Source organism: Amphritea atlantica, assembly GCF_024347255.1.
GTDB lineage: Bacteria > Pseudomonadota > Gammaproteobacteria > Pseudomonadales > Balneatricaceae > Amphritea > Amphritea atlantica.
Map to the genome: position 1 here is coordinate 2,138,008 of NZ_AP025284.1, position 18,322 is coordinate 2,156,329.

Sequence of the window (18,322 nt, forward strand, 5' to 3'; positions counted from 1 at the left end):
CAATTAAACTAACGCTTAAAGGTGACAATTGTATGATCTGAGGCAGTCTCACCGGTTCAATTCAGAGATTTAAAGCGGATTTTTTTTCAATTTACTGTTTACGAATTGGATGTGTTTAGGGTATATACTTAGGGGAAATCCCTTATTTGAGCCCTGTTGTGAATATTCAGGGCGGGGCACTGATAGTTAAAACCAGGAATACCCGATGGATCTGAATCTTACCGAAGAGCAGCAGATGATTCAGGATGCCGCGCGCCGCTTTGCGGAAAGTGAGCTGGCACCTGTTGCTGAGCAGCTGGATCAAACCAAAGATCGAAATATTCTCACCGCTCACTGTAAACAACTGGCTGAACTTGGCTTTATGGGGCTGAATATCGATGCTCAATTTGGAGGCACTGACGCGGGAGCGGTGGCTTTCAGTATTGCCGTAACTGAGATCGCCAGGGCCTGCGCATCAACGGCGGTAACCATGTCGGTAACCAATATGGTTGCTGAGGTGATACAGGTGGTCGGTAGTGAAGAGCAGAAACAGCATTATCTGCCGAAAATATGCAGTGGCGAATATCTGAGCGGTAGCTTTTGTCTTACTGAAGCCGGGGCTGGATCGGATCCAGCTGCGATGCGCACCAAAGCGGTGAAAACCGAGAATGGCTGGGCAATCAGCGGTACTAAACAGTGGATCACCAGTGCTGAATTTGCCGGCGTATATGTGGTCTGGGCAGTGACCGATCCTGATGCCCGGAAGGGTAAGGGGATTACCTGCTTTCTGGTGCCTGCCGATGCCGCCGGTATCACTGTCGGTCCGGCAGAGAAAAAGATGGGACAGCACGGTTCAGCGACCAATGAAGTGCATTTTGATCAGTGCGAAGTACCGGATAGTGCCATTCTGGGCAAACTCAATGATGGCTTTCGCATCGCCGTGGCTGAACTGGCCGGAGGACGTATTGGTATCGGTTCTCTGGCACTGGGTGTGGGGCTGGCGGCGATGGAGTACGCAATAGCCTATACCAGAGAGCGGCAGCAGTTTGGTAAGCCGATCGCTGACTTTCAGGGGCTGCAATGGATGATTGCTGACCGGATGACCGAACTTGAAGCCGCCCGGTTACTGCTGATGAGTGCCGCCGACCGTAAACAGCGGGGCATGAGTTTTGCCAAAGAGGCCTCCATGGCAAAACTGTTTGCCAGTGAAAAAGCGAATCAGGCCTGTTACACAGCCCTGCAGCTGTTGGGCGGGTATGGTTACATGCAGGAGTACCCACTGGAGCGAATGAGCCGGGATGTCCGGATCACCTCAATTTATGAGGGCACCAGTGAGATTCAGCGTGTCATTATCGCCCGTGAAATTCTTCAGGCTGCAGGTTGAGATCGGTTTGAAAACGCCATTGAAAGGTCTGAAGGTGCTTGACCTGTCAACGCTGTTGCCGGGGCCCTATGCCAGTATGTTACTGGCGGATCTGGGCGCTGATATTCTGCGGGTTGAGTCAGCATCGCGACATGATCTGGTGCGCGGTATGCCGCCACAGATTGATGGTCAGTCAGCAGCCTTCGGTTATCTTAACCGGGGTAAACAGTCGCTGGCGCTGAACCTTAAACACCCCGAAGCTGTGAAAGTAATAAGTGAGTTGGTGGGCGAATACGATATTCTCATCGAACAGTTTCGCCCTGGGGTGATGGCGCGGCTGGGGCTGGATTATGAAACCCTCAGACAGGTCAATCCGCAACTGATCTATTGCTCCATTACCGGCTATGGTCAGACGGGACCTTATCGCGACCGGGCAGGTCACGATATTAACTATCTGGCGTTGTCAGGGGCTGCCAGCCATATGGGACGCAAATCTCAGGGGCCCGCTCCGATGGGGTTGCAGGTGGCAGATGTCGCTGCCGGCTCACACCCCGCGGTGATTTCGATACTGGCCGCGGTGATCGGTCGTCAGAGCAGTGGAGAGGGATGTTATCTGGATATCTCTATGGCTGACAATACCCTGGCGTTACAGGCGCTGATGGTGCCCGCTGCGCTGAATGGCGGTAAAGACCCGGAACCGGAAGGTAACTTTCTCAACGGTGCTGGCGTCTATGACTACTATCGCACCGCCGATGATCGCTACATATCGGTCGGCAGTCTCGAACCTCAGTTTCGTCAGCGGCTGGCACAGGCGATGAATATCCAGGATAACCCACCTTTGGAAGAGCGCCAGTTCAAGACGCTGTTGCAACAGAAATTTATTCATCGTGATCTCAACAGCTGGTGCGAGCAACTGGCGGCACTGGATATCTGCGTGGAGCCGGTGTTAACCGTTTCTGAAGCGGCACAGCACCCCCAGTTTATTGCCCGGCAGATGATTGTCACCCGAGATAATGGCGAGCGGCAGCTCGGCTCGGCTTTAGGGTTTGAGCGTCAACCGATCAGATCGGCGCCCCGGTGTGGTGAACAGGCAGAACAGATAATGATACAGCTGGGATATAGCCCGGGCGAAATTGAAACCCTCAGAGAGAGCGGTTTGTTTGATTAGACAGAAATGATTTCAGAGTGCAAATAAAGGGAAGAACCTGCGACATGAGGTCGGTTGTACTACACCTCCGCAGGGCCTTAATAAACATAATAACGAGGCAGATAATGACTATTGCTAACTATCAGGAATTCTACGATTCCTTTACTCCGTCCATGATTGAAGCACAGCTGATCGGTGATCTGAAACAGGGATTTAATGTCTGTGAAGAGATCTGTGATCGCTGGGCAGAAGACCCGTCCCGGGTGGCGCTAAACTACGAAGGGGCCAGTCGGCCCGCCTCCAGTCATACCTTCGCTGAGCTTCAGCGAAGGGCTGCACAGTTTGCTAATCTGCTGGCGTCCAGAGGGATAGGCAAGGGTGATCGGGTAGCCTGCCTTATGCCAAGAACACCTGAACTACTGGTCGTTGTATTAGGCGTCCTGCGGGCCGGAGCCGTTTATCAGCCGCTGTTTACCGCCTTTGGCAGTGGCGCGATAGAGTACCGTGTCAGCCAGGCAGACACCAAGCTGTTAGTGACTGATCCCGATAATATTGGCAAGCTTGATGCGGTTAATGGCTGTCCACCGATTCTGCTGTTCAATCGTGATGGCGCAGAGGCAAAGTATGCTGAACTTGCCGACTTTGAAACTGAGCTTAACGAGCAGGAATCTGTTTTTGAACCTGTGCGAATTGGCGCTGATGATCCATTTTTGCAGATGTTTACCTCGGGTACTGTGGGCAAAGCCAAAGGGGTGGCCGTGCCTGCCCGGGCGCTGTTGTCGTTTTATGTCTATATGCGTTATGCCATCGGCCTGCATCCTGAAGACCGTTACTGGAATGTAGCCGATCCGGGTTGGGCCTACGGCTTGTACTATGCGGTCGTCGGTCCTTTATTGCTGGGCAACACCACCCACTTCAATGAAAACGCCTTCACGCCGGAAACCACTTACGCCATGCTGCGTAAATACAGAATAACCAATCTTGCGGCGGCACCAACGGCGTACCGTCTGTTGATGGCAAACGATAGTCTGCTGACCGCCGATGACCGTTTTGAGCTGCGCCTGGCCAGCAGTGCCGGCGAACCGCTTAACCCGGAAGTTATCGGCTGGGTGGAGCGGCGTCTGGGTTGTCCGGTGATGGATCATTATGGTCAGACTGAAACCGGCATGACCGCCTGCAACCACCATGATCTTGAACAGCGGATTGTGAGAGTGGGCTCAATGGGCTTCTCTATGCCGGGGCATCGGGTGGTTGCGCTGGATAATGATCTGAATGAGCTGGGCGAGGGGCAGATCGGTGAGCTGGCGGTGGATATGGAGAAGTCTCCGCTGTTCTTCTTTCCGGGATACACCTGGGGAGAGAAAAATCCATTCCGGGGCAAATACTATCTCACCGGTGATGTTGTCATCAGCCACGGCGATGGCAGTTACTCTTTCAATGGCCGGGATGACGATATCATCACTACGGCGGGCTACCGTGTCGGGCCTTCGGATGTCGAGAGCACCCTGCTGGAGCATGAGGCTGTTGCTGAAAGTGGCGTGATCGGTAAACCGGATCAGGAGCGGGGCGCGATTATCAAAGCCTATGTGGTGCTCAAATCACAGTATGATCCCAGTGATGAGCTGGCCACAGAGTTAAAGAACCATGTTCGCAGTCGCTTATCGACCCACGCGTTCCCGCGGGAGATCGAATTTATGGCGGAACTGCCAAAAACGCCAAGCGGCAAGATTCAGCGGTTTATTCTGCGCAACCGGGCCAAAGATGAAGCGGATGGTTTATAACAATGACGGTTGAGCGTCACGCTCTGCCGACGGAGTACCGGGTAAGAAACCCGGGCTTTGCGGCGGAGGTAGAGCGGGTCTTTTACCAGGCGCCCTTTGTCAGGGAACTCGGCTTTAAACTGGTGAGTTTTGAAGCGGGGCGCTGTGAAACTGAACTGCTACTGCAGGAAAAACATCTGCAGCAGGACGGCTATGTACATGCCGGGGTGCAAGCAACTCTGGCGGATCACTCCGCCGGTACAGCCGGGGCAACGTTACTGGCGGCGGGCCAGATTGTGCTGACCGCTGAGTTTAAAATAAACCTGTTACGGGCCGCCAGGGGAGAACGATTAAGCTGCCGCGCCTGGGTATTGAAGCCCGGGGGCAGTCTGATCATCGCAGAATCTGAAATATACTCTCACGCGGGCGAACGGGCAGAGCTGGTATCAAAAGCCACTGTGACGCTGGCGGTAGTGGAGACTGCGAAACAAACATAAAACAATAATAACAAGGGGATTTTTTCTATGCCGGTAATGACCATTGAGCAGATGAACCGCTTTCTGGCTGAGCACTTTCCTCAGGGTGAAAAGTTTGGTGTGCTAACCGGGTTGGGGGATAGCTGGGCGGAGATGAAACTGCCGGTGGCTGATGATCATCTGCGTCCCGGTGGCACGGTGTCCGGCCCCTCGATGATGGCGCTGGCAGATGTCTGTATGTATGCCGCACTGCTGGGGCAGATCGGTCCTGTGGCACTGGCAGTCACCACCAATCTGAATATCAATTTCATGAGCAAACCTGAGGCCGGTCGCGATCTTCTGGCCCGTTGTAGCCTGATGAAGGTCGGTAAACGACTGGCGGTAGGTGAGGTGTGGATTCGCTCTGAAGGTTGCGACGAGTTAGTCGCCCATACCACGCTGACCTACTCCATACCTGCGGAGCGTTGATCATGGATGAGATCCGATGGCAGGAACGGCTGCTGACCCTCAATGATGGAACCGAGATCTTTGCCCTGCATGGCCAGCATCACCATAACGAAGGCTGGGACAGGCCTACACTGGTGCTGTTGCATGAGGCGCTGGGCCATATCGATATGTGGAAGGATTTTCCGCAGCAGCTGGCCGATGAAACCGGTCTCGATATTTTTGTTTATGAACGTCGGGGTTATGGTCGTTCATCACCGATTACGCTCCCCCGGCCAGATGACTATCTTGAGCAGGAGGGGCGGGATTGGCTTAAACCGGTGCTGGATGCTGCCGGACTGGATCAGGTGGTGCTGGTGGGACACAGTGACGGCGGATCCATTGCACTGATAGGTGCGGCTTGTCTGCAGGACAGGGTGGTCGCCATTATCACTGAAGCGGCCCATATCCGTATCGACCCGCTCACGACGGCGGGCATCCATGAAGCCGTTGAACTGTACAACAGTACCGATCTGCCGACGCGGTTAGCCCGTTATCATGGTGATCGCACCGATCTGCTGTTTCGCGCCTGGCATGAAACCTGGCTACGGCCGCGGTTCAAGCCACTGGATCTGACCGGCTGGCTGAAAGAGATTCACTGCCCGGCGCTGATTATGCAGGGAGAGGATGATCAATACGGCGAACGGTCGCAAGTGGAAGATATTGTCAGTGGTATAGGGGAGAGCGCCGAAGCGCTGTTTCTGCCGAACTGCGGCCATGTGCCCCATCTGCAGGCACAACAAGCTACATTGAAATCGATGCAGCGGTTTATTGAAGCGCTGAAGATATAGGCCAGATCGAGATCGTTGAAGCGCTAAAGCCTATTAATCCTCTAAAGCTTACTAACACTGTAAAGCTTACTAAGACTGTAAAGCTTACTAAGACTGTAAAGCTGCGCCCGCTGCTGGGGCGCTTCACGACATATGTGACCTCCCACTGTTTTTTACAAACCCTATTCCATAACGTTATTTTCTGTGTGAGTATTGGGGTATAAGGAATTAAGCAAAACAGAACCAGGGATTAAGAACAAGAATGAATCTTATTAACGGTCACTCTGTCGTCTTTCTGCACATATACGACAAACTGTCGTGTTTTTACAAAGTAGAACCTTTATTGAATTCAATAGCATTCAGAGGGTTATCTGGTTTTTCTAATCTGATTCGCAACGGTCATATACGACAACTTGTCGTATTTCCCCGAACGCACTGTCGTATATTTAGCTGTTAGCTTCATAAGAGATAAAAATGACGAATCAATTACTGCCCCCACAGGATTGGGATGAATTTGAACAGCTTTGTCATGGGTTATGGATAGAGCTGTTGTCAGATCCAGAAGCAAAAATGCATGGTCGTAGAGGTCAATCTCAAAACGGTGTTGATGTCTATGGCTATGATCATAGAAATGGAAGTCGAGAATTGGTAGGGATTCAATGCAAAGGAAAAGATAATTACCTTGAGAGAAATGTCTCGGAGGCTGAGCTGAGAGAAGAAATTGCGAAAGCCATTTCATTTAAGCCAGCCATCAGTAAATTTATTTTGGCTACAACAGGAAATAGAGACGCAAATATACAAGCATTTACTCGAGCTATTAATGCTGAAAACGTTAACGCAGGTGGGTTTACTGTTTCGACTTGGAGCTGGCCTGACATATCTGAAAAAGTTCAAGATTATCCTGCTTTACTCAGGAAATTTTATCCTGAAATTTTTGTTAGCCCAAACTTATATAGAACACACGATTCGCTCAACTTTACCATTCCATTAAGTAATGATCACGAACAAAAGATCGCGGCACTGTTTGAAGTTGATGATATGCGTGGGGAAATGTTACCTGAATTCAGGCATGAGGTTCGGGATTTTGTATTGGAGGTTGCTTCAAATTCCTTTAGGCATGGTCAAGCAAGGAAGCTTGAGATTAAAATATTCTCAAAATCTATTCAAATAAAAGAAAATGGAGAAAAGTTTAATCCTATTGCTGAGTCAGGAAATATAAATACGGGAATTGATATGCAAGGTTTGAAGTACATAAGCTACTTCATAAACCAATATAAAGATGAATTAGATGCATCTTATGAATTTAATGTTGTTCATTCAAACAATGTGATTTCATTAAATTTCAATAATCCAATTATTCGAGTTAAGCCTGATCCCTGTCTGATTTCTTTTTCGGATTTTCAGTTCATAGGAAGAGCAGAAGCTGAAACAGCGGGAGAATCGCAGCAGTTTCACAGCGAATGTAAAGTCTATACACTTCATATATCTCGGAAGGATTTCATGATGAGCTCTTTATATATGTATCTCAGTAAAGTGGTTTCTAGGTTACCTCATGGGAAGAAGCTAAGATTGATTCTTCCTAATAAACATCACAAAGAGATGGTCGAAAGCTGGTTTGACCCACAAATTGTCGTGGTGGTTGCGAGTTAAAGAGCTAACAATCCAATGCACGCGGAGCCAGCTACGTTGCGCTATTTTTGTGGTGTCGCTACGCTCCCTTGTACCACAAAAATAACTCCACTCCGCTGGCCCGGTGATTGGGGCGTTATACGTAAACAAGAGTTAAGGTTATGGAGTCAATTTTAGAGTTAATGAAATCAATACCAGCAACTGCGTGGAGTGCTTTAGCTACTGCTATAGTTACTTCTGGAATTGCATATATTGGCGTTTCGTATACAAATAGAGAAAACATGAGACGTCTGACTGCACAACATGAACATGACCGTAGGTTACGCCAAGATGAAATTGAACGTGAAAGAGCAGAAGAACTTTATGTAAGCATCAAGAAGTTTTGTAGTCGAATGATTTCAGATCACTTTCCATATCTTAGGGTCATGAAAGGACAGTTCGAGTACGAGAAGGCTTTGGATATGACTTTAGAATCCAGCGAAAAGAGGGATTACGACCCGGAAAGAATTCATATGATTGCAGATATGTATTTTCCTGAACTTTCAGTACACATTAAAGACATTGTTGAAGAGAATGGAAAAGTTCTGGACGTTAGAGAGGTATTCAAACACAAATACCAATCAGGTATTACTCAAGATGAAGAAATGGCTTCTTTGTATCTGGAGAAAATAGAAAATCTAATTATCTCAGCTAGAGATCTTGAGAAAAAAGTTATTAGCGTGGTTAAAAACGTATAACAATGGCGTTAAACGTAAAAAGCTAAAGGGGTTAAAGCACTTTAATTACTCTGATCAGAACGAGGGGAGATGCGAGACAGGGAAATTGGGGTAGGCCTTGCATTTTGCAGGTTAAGAAAATTGGATTAACTCTCGTGCAAAACTTAAGACCCGCCCCCGGGATTTTTGATTGTCAGCGGTGATATACGACAACTTGTCGTATTTCCCCGAACGCACTGTCGTATATTTGGTGTTATACATAAATTGAACAAAACCTATGAAACTACTAACTGAAGTTATAGATGTGAATGAACTTCATTCACTGAGAATATTACTTGAATCCAATGGAATTGCGTTCCACGTGGGTAACGAAGATTCAGCTAGAAACTTCGGTTTTATCTATCCTGCTAGAAAATACAATATATTTATATTGTATGAGAAACAATATGACGAAGCGATGAAACTGTTAGAAAATGAAGATCACGTTGTGACCGCTTCAATAAATCTAGATCAACACCGAAGATTTATGGTAGAAGAAAAAACTAGATCAATGAACCAAATATACAAAGTTGTAATGTATTCATTCGTTGTGATCGTCATAATTTTTGCCTGTTTCGTTTGGTACATGGAGGCAACCCATTAATGAAAGCTAAACGGGTCAAAGCCTGTGGTATCCCCACGAATAACGTCTAACGGCGCCCAGAGAGAACCAAACAATCGCCCAGCGTTACAGCTGAGCTGACTGATTTACCAGTTCCGGCAGGCTTTCTGCCCGCATTTTACTCATCACCCGGGAGCGGTGCACTTCAACGGTTTTTGGACTGATGCCCAGCTCTTCGGCGATCTCGCGGTTGGCTTTGCCGCTGACAACCAGCGCCATCACCTCCCGTTCACGGCGGCTCAGGCTGTCATAAAGTTTTCGAACCTGCTCCTGCTGCTGCCGGTCGGCGAACATCTCATCGGCTTTTTTCAGCGCATTCTGCACCAGTGGGATCAGCACTTCATCGTCGAACGGTTTTTCCAGGAAATCGATGGCACCGTTTTTCATCGCGGTGACCGCCATCGGAATATCACCATGGCCGCTGAGTACGACGATAGGCAGGCGGATATCCCGTTCCAGCATGATCTGCTGGAGTGCCAGACCATTGATTTCAGGCATACGGACATCCAATAGCATGCAGCCCTTATCGCCTTTGTAATTGCTGAGAAAGTCCCGGGCTGAGGAGAAGCTCTGAACCGGCAGATCGTCACTTTCCAATAACCATTGCATCGAATCGCGAAAGTCATCATCGTCATCAACAATAAAAACGGTACCGTTGTGTCTGCTCATGTTTACCCACTAGCCCTTCGCTGGAAGTTTAATATAGAACTGAGTGCCTGTCTGACCGTCACTTTCTGCCCACAGCTGACCGCCGTGTGCCTCGATGATCGTTCTCGAAATCGATAGTCCCATGCCAAGTCCGGTCGATTTTGAGGTGAAGAACGGTTCAAACAGTTTGCTTAATATCTCTGCGCTAATGCCATTGGCATGATCTGCAACTGAAATATAGATGTAATCTTTTGCCTTACGGGTGCTTATGATAACGGGCCGATGAGTTTTTTCACAGTCGTTATACGCTTCGATTGCGTTGCGAATCAGATTGACCAGAACCTGTTCGATCTGAATTTTATCCGCCAGAATCGGCAGCTCTCCATGTTCCAGTTCAAATTGAAACGTTGTGTTGTGGTCCAGCGCTTCCTGTTTGAGGAATTCGGCGATCTCCTGGCAGCTTTCATTGAGCGAGAACTCCATTCGCTGGTATTCGGTTTTTTTAACAAAACTGCGCATCCGCTTAACGATCTCTGCTGCCCGTTTGGCCTGTCGGGTGATCAGTTCCATCGATTTGCCAATCTCTTCGACGGTGGTGATTCGCCCCTCATCAATACGGCGCATCGAGCCCCGGCAATAATTGAGGATAGCGGCCAGCGGCTGGTTGATCTCATGGGCCAGTCCTGACGCCATCTCACCCACGGAGAGCAGGCGGGCGATATGAGCCATCTCCAGCTGATTGCGTTTCATCTCCTCTTCGGCTTTGCGGCGCAGGGTGATATCCCGACCTATGATCGAGTAATACTCCACCTGCATATCATCGTTAAGATTGCGGTGGGCGATAACCTCGCGGATCTCTGCGGTGCGGTCCCGTCCGGACGGCAGTTGCATTTTGATACTGCCATACCAGGTGCCATGAGCCGCAGCATGACTCAGGGCGTCCTGCACCAGCGTGGCAAAGATCCTCGGTTCAAACATCTGCTCCAGATAGAACACCATCGGGTTCTCTTTTTCGGTACCGAGGGTGATGTAGGTGGCCTCGTTCATGTAGGTCAGTTGCATGGTTTTATGGTTGCAGAACATGATCATATCGGAGGACGCTTCTACCACCCGTGCCAGCCGGCGGGTCGCTTGCTGCGCTAGCGTCTGTTCTGTGACATCACGGGAGACACAAACCACTTCGATCGGTTTGCCATCAGCGTCACGCAGGGTGCGGCTGGTGGTTTCCAGCCAGATATAGTGACCATTCTTATGTTTATAACGGAACACATTGGTATACATCCCTTTACGGTAACGTACTGAGTCTGAGCGTTTGATCAGGTTATCAGCATCTTCCGGGTGAAACAGATCATAGCCTGCGGTGCCGATCATCTCTTCGACGGTGTAGCCGAGCATTCGCTCAACCGCCGGGCTGACATCGAGAAATGTCCATTCCGGTGTTGGCGTGTGGCGGGAGATCATATCGGTGGACTGCTCTACCAGAAAGCGGGAGCGCTCTCCCTCATCCATTTCACTGATCGCTTTCAGTTCTTGTTCTATACTCATTGTTGCTCGCTGATAAGGGATAAACCCCTAAAAAAATATTATCCGCTGTTGAGTCTGCTCTGCTTTTGACTTAAGACTAACTTGTTTAGTCAGGGTAATTACGTATTATATCCGATGCAATCAGGGTAAACCCTAGGCTGTGAGTATTTCGTAGCGGTTTTAAAAAATTATAATACTGCGCCTGCTGGCTGAACGTGACGCGGTATTCTTCAGGGCTAATGACTATGTCGACACATTCTAATCCGTATCAGTTCGGGCTGGACAAAAACAGCGCCAATTTCTCAGCGATGAGTCCGTTAAGTTTTCTTGAACGCTCCGCCTGGGTCTATCCAAATCACCTGGCGGTGGTGCATCAGCAAACCCGCCGCACCTGGGCAGAAACCTATAGCCGTTGCCGTCAGCTTGCCAGTGCGCTGAGTCAGAAGGGGATAGGTGAGGGGGATACCGTGGCGGTAATGGCGCCCAATCTGCCGGAACTGTTCGAAGCCCATTTCGGGGTGCCGATGTGTGGCGCAGTGCTGAATGCACTGAATGTACGTTTAGATGCTGAAGCGCTCGCTTTTATCCTGCAACACGGTGAAGCTAAGGTCGTGATGGTTGATCGTGAGTTCTCTGAGGTCATCAGTAAAGCTCTGAAAATGATCCCCCATAAACCATTAGTGATCGATATCGATGATCCCTATTATGAGGGTGGAACGCTGATCGGTAGTTGTGACTATGAAGCCTTTATCGCGACCGGGGACCCTGCATTTGACTGGCAGATGCCGGATGATGAATGGAACGCCATTAGTCTGAACTACACCTCTGGAACCACCGGCAATCCGAAAGGGGTGGTTTACCATCATCGTGGTGCCTATCTTAATGCGATGAGTAATATTGTCTGCTGGGATATGGGGCATCATCCGGTTTACCTCTGGACCCTGCCGATGTTCCATTGTAATGGCTGGTGTTTTCCCTGGAGCCTGGCGGCATCTGCCGGAGTCAGTGTCTGCCTGCGACATGTGCGCGCCGATGACATCTACGCCGCGATCAAACAGGAGAAGGTGAATCATTTCTGTGGTGCACCGATTGTGCTGAATATGCTGAATAACGCGCCGGATGAGATGAAAGCGGGAATCAGTCACGCGGTTAAAGTGATGACGGCGGGGGCAGCACCGCCGGCTGCGGTGATACAGGGGATGGAGAAGATGGGCTTTACGGTTACCCATGTCTATGGGCTGACAGAGACCTATGGCCCGTCGGTGGTGTGTGAATGGCATCAGGAGTGGAATGATCGTACCGATGATGAGATCGCCCGTTTGAAATCCCGACAGGGGGTTCGTGCCCCGATGCTGGATGGTCTGATGGTTGCCGATCCGGTGACGCTGGAGCCGGTGCCTCAGGATGGTCTGACCATGGGCGAGATCTTTATGCGCGGGAATCTGGTGATGAAAGGTTATCTGAAAAATCCCTCCACTACGGAAGAGAGCTTTGCCGGCGGCTGGTTCCATTCCGGCGACCTGGCGGTGTGGCATCCCGATGGGTATATCGAGATTAAAGACCGTTCCAAGGATATTATTATTTCCGGTGGCGAGAATATCTCCTCCATTGAGGTGGAGGATGTTCTGTACCGTAACAGCAGTGTGATGGAAGCGGCGGTCGTTGCCCGTGACGATGAAAAGTGGGGGGAGGTGCCCTGTGCCTTTGTCAGTCTGAAGGAGGGGGCTGAAGTGTCAGAACAGGAGATTATCGATTTCTGTCGTGAAAATATGGCCAATTTCAAAGCACCGAAAAAAGTTGTTTTTGGTCCGCTCCCTAAAACCTCAACCGGTAAAATTCAGAAGTTTGTCTTGCGTGATAAAGCCAACTCTGATGAGTAGTAATATCACCGTTGCTGTTGCATAAAGCTAATAACGTTTAAAGAGACCTTCGGGTCTCTATTTCATTTCTGCGCCAACAGGGTGATCAACTCCAGACACTTAGCGGAGGGTCATTCGCGACCGCTGAAACGATGCTCCTGGCGGTGACAATGCCAATGGTTGTGCCATAGTTGTCGACTACCGGAAGTGTTTCAAGATCATAATGATCCATCACCTGGGCCGCCCGGCGGATACTGGTGACAGGCTCTGCCGTGATCACATCGCCAGAGAGATAGTCTCTGACAGTGGAAATTTTCAGTAATCCCAGTGCTTCGCCCGTCTCGATCAGATGACCGATGATTGAGTCGTAGGAGATCATCCCGATAATACAGTTCTGAGCATTGACTACGGGTAACTCATTAAAAGGACTTTGCTGTATCGCCAGAAGTGCCTGATAGGCGGGTTGCTCTGCAGGCAGGTTTGTAAATGCATCGCTCATCACCTCATAGAGGTGGTGCAGTTCATCTTTCGGTTGAGCATGGATCAGTTGCCGATAAGCATCCAGAGCTTTAGGTGTGATCCTGTGAGCAGTGTCGCTTTGCCGCTTGAGTTGTTCATCTGTACTGCGGTTCTGCGTTCCGGATCTGGCCCGGTACAGCGCTTCCAGCGTATCGTGGAAGGCCCGCCCGTTGGGGCTGTATACTGAGAACATAGGATTCCTCTACCACCAACTCTGATTATCTAACCGGGTTTACGGGGTGCAACCTGGTTCAGATCAGTCAGTGCAGGTTCACAGCGAGTTTTTAATCTGATCCCTTATCGCTTCAGCTTCTTTTTTACGCTGTTCAAGCCGGGCGATATCACTGCTGGTCAGTTCTTTCTCCCGCAGGGCAAAGTCTATCTGCCGTAGCGCTTTATCGGTTGCGCCGGTGAGCAGAAAATATTCTATACGGGCTTCGTGCACTCCCAGAGTATAGCCGGCCAGTCCCTGAGTCTCAGCCAGTTCATACCAGATATAGCTGTTGGTGGGGTATTTCTGGCTCAGGTCAGTGAGAATCCGGGCTGATTTTTTAAACTGATTATTGGCCCTGAGTGCTTTGGCGTACAGCTGACGAACCGGATAGCTGTCGGGGTAGAGTTTGTTTAATAGCTCCAGTCGTTGTAAAGCTTTCTCGTGCTCCCCTGCTGCCAGTTCCAGTTCCGCATAACTCAGACGGATATAAAGGTGTTGTCCTATAGAGTCCGGGAGGCCGTCGAGGGCTTGTTGCGCCTGTTTATAGTCCCTGTTCTTTAACAGTGCCAGTGCCAGACCGTATCGGCTCATTGGGTTACTGCTGGCACTCTCCTGATAGGTCTTGATCAGTTGCCGGAGGTCGCTGGCATAATGCACCTCAACACGTTTTTTGATCAGTTGAAAATCGTAGCGCTGAGGCTTGAAAGCTGGGCTTGGAAGCTGGCTGGCTCGGTTTTCGGCATCCGCTATACGTGATTCTGTGACCGGATGGGTGAGCAGAAACTCCGGGGGTTTCTGGCCCAGGAAGCGGCTTGAGCGCTGAATCCGGGAAAACATACGCGGCATCGCGTGGGGATCATAACCTGCGTTAACCAGGTTGAGCATGCCGATACGGTCAGCTTCCTGCTCGTTGCGGCGGGTAAAGTTTATACCGGCCTGCTGGCCTGCGGCCATCGATGAGGTGATGCCCGCCATACCTGCCTGCGGGTCAGCCGAGGCAACCAGAATACTGGCCAGAATACCTGCCAGCATCAAGGGCGTATTACGCCGGCTCTCCTCAAGCTGCTGGGCATAGTGCCGCTGTGACAGGTGAGCCAGCTCATGCGCAATAACCGATGCCAGCTCCTCCTCATCTTTTGCTCCAAGGAGTAACCCTGCATTGATACCGACGACGCCCCCGGGTACCGCAAAGGCGTTGAGAACCGGACTATCCAGGACGATCAGTTCGAGCCGGTGATCCTGTAGCTGACTGTTGGCTGCAATCTGCCACAACAGGCTGTCAATATAGTTTACGATCAGCGGGTCGCCATATTCCGGAGCCCTGCCGCGCAGTAGGCGTGCCCAGGTACGGCCCAGCTGGAACTCCTGCTCGAGGGATATGGTGCCGGAGCTGCTGGCGATAACGGGCAGGTCATCGGCCTGCACGGGGGTGACCGGATTGAGTGCCAGGATACCTGCCAGCAGATAACATGAAAGTCCAGTTCGCAAATCGTTGATCCTTATACTAAGTTTCCACTGCAGCAAAAGCAGTTAAACGTAATTGTGGATTATAATAACCCGTTTTTTGGTATATATTGCAGGCCTCTTATCTGTATCAGGAATAATTCCATGACTGAGACCCATTGGGATGAGCAACTCGATGCCCGCGGCCTGAATTGCCCGCTACCGCTGTTAAAAGCGAAGCAGGCGTTACATAAGCTGGAGCCGGGTAAAGTCCTCAAAGTGGTCGCGACCGATGCCGGATCTCAGCGGGATTTCAAGGCGTTTGTCGATCAGTCAGACCACCGGATGCTGGAATCGTTCAGCAATGACGGTCAGTATACCTATATTATTCAGCGCGGCTAACAGGGAGCAGAGTGTGAGAAAAATTTTCAGCAAATGGATCGACAATTACTTCTCTAATGAGGAGGTAATGCTGTTGTTGGTGCTGCTGGCAGGAGCACTGGGAATCATTCTCTATCTGGGGCAGGCACTGACACCGGTGTTTACCAGTATTATCCTGGCTTTTCTGATGCAGGGGATGATTGTCTGGTTGAAAGAGCATAATGTTCCCCATCTGGCATCGGTGCTGCTGGTGTTCACTCTGTTTATCAGTGTGCTGCTGTCGTTGCTGCTGTTTATTATGCCGCTGGCCTGGAAACAGTCGGTAAACCTGTTCAATGAACTGCCGGGGATGGTAACGCAGGCTAAGAAGGTGTTGTTACTGTTACCACAGCAATATCCGGATGTTTTTTCAGAACAGCAAATTACCCAGATTATCGATCTGGCAACCACCGAGCTGAGAAAAGTGGGCCAGATGGTGGTGACTTACTCGCTTAACTCCATTACCGGATTGATTGCGCTGCTGATCTATGTCGTTCTGGTGCCGATACTGGTGTTTTTCTTTCTTAAAGATGGCAGCAGCCTGGTGCGCTGGTGGGTCTCTTTTCTGCCACAGAAGAAAGAGATGCTGACTCAGGTATGGACGGAAATGGATCAACAGATCGCCAACTATGTCCGGGGTAAAGTGATTGAAATCGTGATTGTCGGCTCGGTGACCTATGTGGCGTTTGCCTTTCTGGGAATCAACTATGCGGCTTTGCTGGGAATTATGGTCGGTCTGTCGGTGCTGATCCCCTATATCGGTGCGGCACTGGTGACGCTGCCGGTGGCGCTGATCGGTTTTTTTCAGTGGGGCTGGACCAATGAGTTCTGGTACCTGATGCTGGCCTACGGCATTATTCAGGCCCTCGATGGCAACGTATTAGTGCCACTGCTGTTCTCTGAAGCGGTGAACCTACACCCTGTTTCGATTATTATCGCGGTGCTGGTGTTTGGCAGTATCTGGGGGTTCTGGGGGGTGTTTTTTGCCATCCCGCTGGCTACCCTGATCAAAGCTATCCTCAATGCCTGGCCTAATAGCCACTCTTTTATTCAGGATGCCGGACGGGATTCGTAATATAACAAAGCCGGCTGCAGGCCGGCTTATTTAATTGAACAGGAGGCGGAGCAGGGTCAGAGTGCTTTAGCTGCTTCCAGTACCTCTGCGACATGCCCCTTCACCTTAACTTTACGCCACTCGTTTCGCAGTACTCCGTCAGCATCGATGAGGAAAGTGCTGCGTTCGATACCCATATGCTCCTTGCCATACAGTTTTTTCAGTTTGATCACATCAAACAGTTTGCAGAGCGTTTCATCGGGGTCACTGATCAGTTCAAAGGGAAACGATTGTTTGGCTTTGAAATTTTCATGGGCGCGCAGACTATCGCGGGAAACACCGAAAATTCGGGTGTTAGCCGCCTCAAACTGATTGTACAGATCACGGAAATCCTGGCCTTCGGTGGTGCAGCCAGGGGTGCTGTCCTTCGGATAGAAGTAGATGACCACGTTGGAACCTTTCAGTTCAGACAGCGTCACAGAGGTGTCGCTGGTGGCTGTCGCGGTGAAGTCGGTTACGGGTTGATCAATCGTTGGCTGGCTCATACTTTTTCCTTAAAAAACTGTCTTAAAAACTACGCTTATCTGACCGAGATCAGTTAGAATAATACGCTTTTTATACGATAACAGATTACACAGTTTTGGCAGCCCCTGAAAACATCGTTTTTCGAATATTCAGATTACGCTAACGTATTGAGCTTAAATGGGTTGAGCCGCTAATCTCAGGCAAGTACCATAGGCCATTCTGTATACCTCTTGATGGAGACCATGATGATTACTGGCAGCATTGTTGCTCTTGTTACCCCGATGAACTCTAACGGTGATGTCGACTGGGGCGCACTGGATAAACTGGTCGATTTTCATCTGGAAAAGGGTACTGATTCGATAGTCGCTGTCGGTACCAGCGGCGAATCTGCCACACTCAGTTGTGATGAGCACTGTCAGGTTATCAAACGGGTGGTTGAGCGTGTTGGCGGGGCTATACCTGTTATCGCCGGTACGGGTGCAAACTCCACCCGCGAAGCGATTGAGCTGACCGAAGCGGCTAAAGGGGTTGGCGCGGATGCTTGTCTGCTGGTGACTCCATATTACAATAAACCCACTCAGGAAGGCCTGTATCAGCATTACAAAACTATTGCTGAAGCGGTTGATATTCCACAGATTCTTTATAACGTACCGGGGCGTACCGCCTGTGACATGCTGCCCGAAACGGTTCTGCGTCTGGCGGAAATACCCAACATTATTGGTATAAAGGAAGCAACGGGGAATCTTGAGCGTGCCAAAGCGCTGATAGACGCCGCGCCAAAAGAGTTTGCGATCTATTCCGGTGATGATGAAACGGCGGTTGAACTGATGTTGCTGGGCGGGGATGGCAATATCTCCGTAACGGCCAATGTTGCACCTGCCCAGATGGGAGAGCTATGTCGACTGGCGATAGCCGGTGAGGCTGAGGCTGCACGCGCCATTCAGGCTTCGCTGATGCCGCTGCATAAGGCGATGTTTGTTGAAGCTAACCCGATTCCGGTGAAATGGGCTGTCGCTGAGATGGGGCTGATGGGGTTGGGGATTCGCTTACCACTGACTGTTCTGTCTGATCACTATCACAATCAGGTGCGTGATGCCCTGAAAGCCTGCGAAATTATCTGAAACTAACGGAC

The 18,322-nt window shown here is 50.2% G+C and carries 17 protein-coding genes; 12 read left to right on the plus strand and 5 right to left on the minus strand.

Annotated features, from left to right (window positions below; all coding sequences use genetic code 11):
* Positions 1 to 205: 205 nt before the first annotated feature.
* The 8 genes from OCU43_RS09805 to OCU43_RS09840 all read left to right on the plus strand — a co-directional run bounded on the left by OCU43_RS09805 (position 206) and on the right by OCU43_RS09840 (position 8,344).
* Complete coding sequence (locus OCU43_RS09805) at positions 206 to 1,363, plus strand: acyl-CoA dehydrogenase family protein (RefSeq protein ID WP_091358184.1); 1,158 nt, start codon at positions 206 to 208, stop codon at positions 1,361 to 1,363.
* Positions 1,323 to 2,510, plus strand: a complete 1,188-nt coding sequence (locus OCU43_RS09810) for a CaiB/BaiF CoA transferase family protein (protein WP_245756566.1) — start codon at positions 1,323 to 1,325, stop codon at positions 2,508 to 2,510. Before OCU43_RS09805 ends, OCU43_RS09810 begins: the two co-directional genes overlap by 41 nt.
* Positions 2,511 to 2,614: 104 nt before the next feature.
* A complete protein-coding gene (locus OCU43_RS09815) occupies positions 2,615 to 4,270 on the plus strand; it encodes an AMP-binding protein (RefSeq protein ID WP_091358187.1) in 1,656 nt (551 codons plus the stop codon).
* Between the two features lie 2 nt (positions 4,271 to 4,272).
* Positions 4,273 to 4,746, plus strand: coding sequence for a PaaI family thioesterase (locus tag OCU43_RS09820; RefSeq protein WP_091358190.1), 474 nt, complete (start codon positions 4,273 to 4,275; stop codon positions 4,744 to 4,746).
* A 27-nt stretch (positions 4,747 to 4,773) separates the two neighbouring features.
* Positions 4,774 to 5,193: a PaaI family thioesterase gene (locus OCU43_RS09825; protein WP_091358192.1), complete on the plus strand. Its 420-nt coding sequence runs from the start codon at positions 4,774 to 4,776 to the stop codon at positions 5,191 to 5,193.
* 2 nt (positions 5,194 to 5,195) lie between these two features.
* A complete protein-coding gene (locus tag OCU43_RS09830; RefSeq protein ID WP_091358194.1) occupies positions 5,196 to 5,999 on the plus strand; it encodes an alpha/beta fold hydrolase in 804 nt (267 codons plus the stop codon).
* A 453-nt stretch (positions 6,000 to 6,452) separates the two neighbouring features.
* Positions 6,453 to 7,628: a restriction endonuclease gene (locus OCU43_RS09835; protein WP_091358197.1), complete on the plus strand. Its 1,176-nt coding sequence runs from the start codon at positions 6,453 to 6,455 to the stop codon at positions 7,626 to 7,628.
* Positions 7,629 to 7,768: 140 nt separating this feature from the next.
* The gene (locus tag OCU43_RS09840; protein ID WP_091358198.1) at positions 7,769 to 8,344 is read left to right on the plus strand and encodes a hypothetical protein; all 576 of its coding nucleotides are present in this window, start codon (positions 7,769 to 7,771) and stop codon (positions 8,342 to 8,344) included.
* 706 nt (positions 8,345 to 9,050) lie between these two features.
* Here OCU43_RS09840 and OCU43_RS09845 read toward each other — a convergent pair.
* Positions 9,051 to 9,653: a response regulator transcription factor gene (locus tag OCU43_RS09845; protein ID WP_091358202.1), complete on the minus strand. Its 603-nt coding sequence runs from the start codon at positions 9,651 to 9,653 to the stop codon at positions 9,051 to 9,053.
* Between the two features lie 9 nt (positions 9,654 to 9,662).
* Positions 9,663 to 11,177, minus strand: a complete 1,515-nt coding sequence (locus OCU43_RS09850) for a PAS domain-containing sensor histidine kinase (RefSeq protein ID WP_091358205.1) — start codon at positions 11,175 to 11,177, stop codon at positions 9,663 to 9,665.
* Positions 11,178 to 11,401: 224 nt separating this feature from the next.
* Here OCU43_RS09850 and OCU43_RS09855 point away from each other — a divergent pair, with 224 nt between their 5' ends.
* Positions 11,402 to 13,036 (plus strand): acyl-CoA synthetase, encoded by a 1,635-nt coding sequence (locus OCU43_RS09855; RefSeq protein WP_091358207.1) that lies wholly within the window; start codon positions 11,402 to 11,404, stop codon positions 13,034 to 13,036.
* A gap of 85 nt (positions 13,037 to 13,121) precedes the next feature.
* Here OCU43_RS09855 and OCU43_RS09860 read toward each other — a convergent pair whose 3' ends face one another.
* Together OCU43_RS09860 and OCU43_RS09865 are read right to left on the minus strand one after the other, a co-directional pair.
* Complete coding sequence (locus tag OCU43_RS09860) at positions 13,122 to 13,727, minus strand: CBS domain-containing protein (RefSeq protein ID WP_091358209.1); 606 nt, start codon at positions 13,725 to 13,727, stop codon at positions 13,122 to 13,124.
* A gap of 78 nt (positions 13,728 to 13,805) precedes the next feature.
* On the minus strand, positions 13,806 to 15,236 hold the full coding sequence (locus tag OCU43_RS09865) for a M48 family metalloprotease (RefSeq protein ID WP_091358211.1): 1,431 nt from the start codon (positions 15,234 to 15,236) through the stop codon (positions 13,806 to 13,808).
* Between the two features lie 120 nt (positions 15,237 to 15,356).
* On the opposite strand from OCU43_RS09865, the gene OCU43_RS09870 reads away from it, so the two are divergent.
* Both OCU43_RS09870 and OCU43_RS09875 read left to right on the plus strand, forming a co-directional pair.
* Positions 15,357 to 15,593 carry a sulfurtransferase TusA family protein gene (locus OCU43_RS09870; protein WP_091358213.1) on the plus strand — a complete coding sequence of 79 codons (237 nt, stop codon included), beginning with the start codon at positions 15,357 to 15,359 and terminating at the stop codon, positions 15,591 to 15,593.
* A 13-nt stretch (positions 15,594 to 15,606) separates the two neighbouring features.
* The gene (locus OCU43_RS09875; RefSeq protein ID WP_091358216.1) at positions 15,607 to 16,686 is read left to right on the plus strand and encodes an AI-2E family transporter; all 1,080 of its coding nucleotides are present in this window, start codon (positions 15,607 to 15,609) and stop codon (positions 16,684 to 16,686) included.
* Positions 16,687 to 16,742: 56 nt separating this feature from the next.
* Here OCU43_RS09875 and OCU43_RS09880 read toward each other — a convergent pair whose 3' ends face one another.
* Complete coding sequence (locus OCU43_RS09880; RefSeq protein ID WP_091358218.1) at positions 16,743 to 17,210, minus strand: peroxiredoxin; 468 nt, start codon at positions 17,208 to 17,210, stop codon at positions 16,743 to 16,745.
* A gap of 225 nt (positions 17,211 to 17,435) precedes the next feature.
* Between OCU43_RS09880 and dapA the strand changes: the two genes are divergently transcribed.
* Positions 17,436 to 18,311 (plus strand): 4-hydroxy-tetrahydrodipicolinate synthase, encoded by an 876-nt coding sequence (gene dapA, locus OCU43_RS09885; protein ID WP_091358605.1) that lies wholly within the window; start codon positions 17,436 to 17,438, stop codon positions 18,309 to 18,311.
* The last annotated feature ends 11 nt before the right edge of the window (positions 18,312 to 18,322 follow it).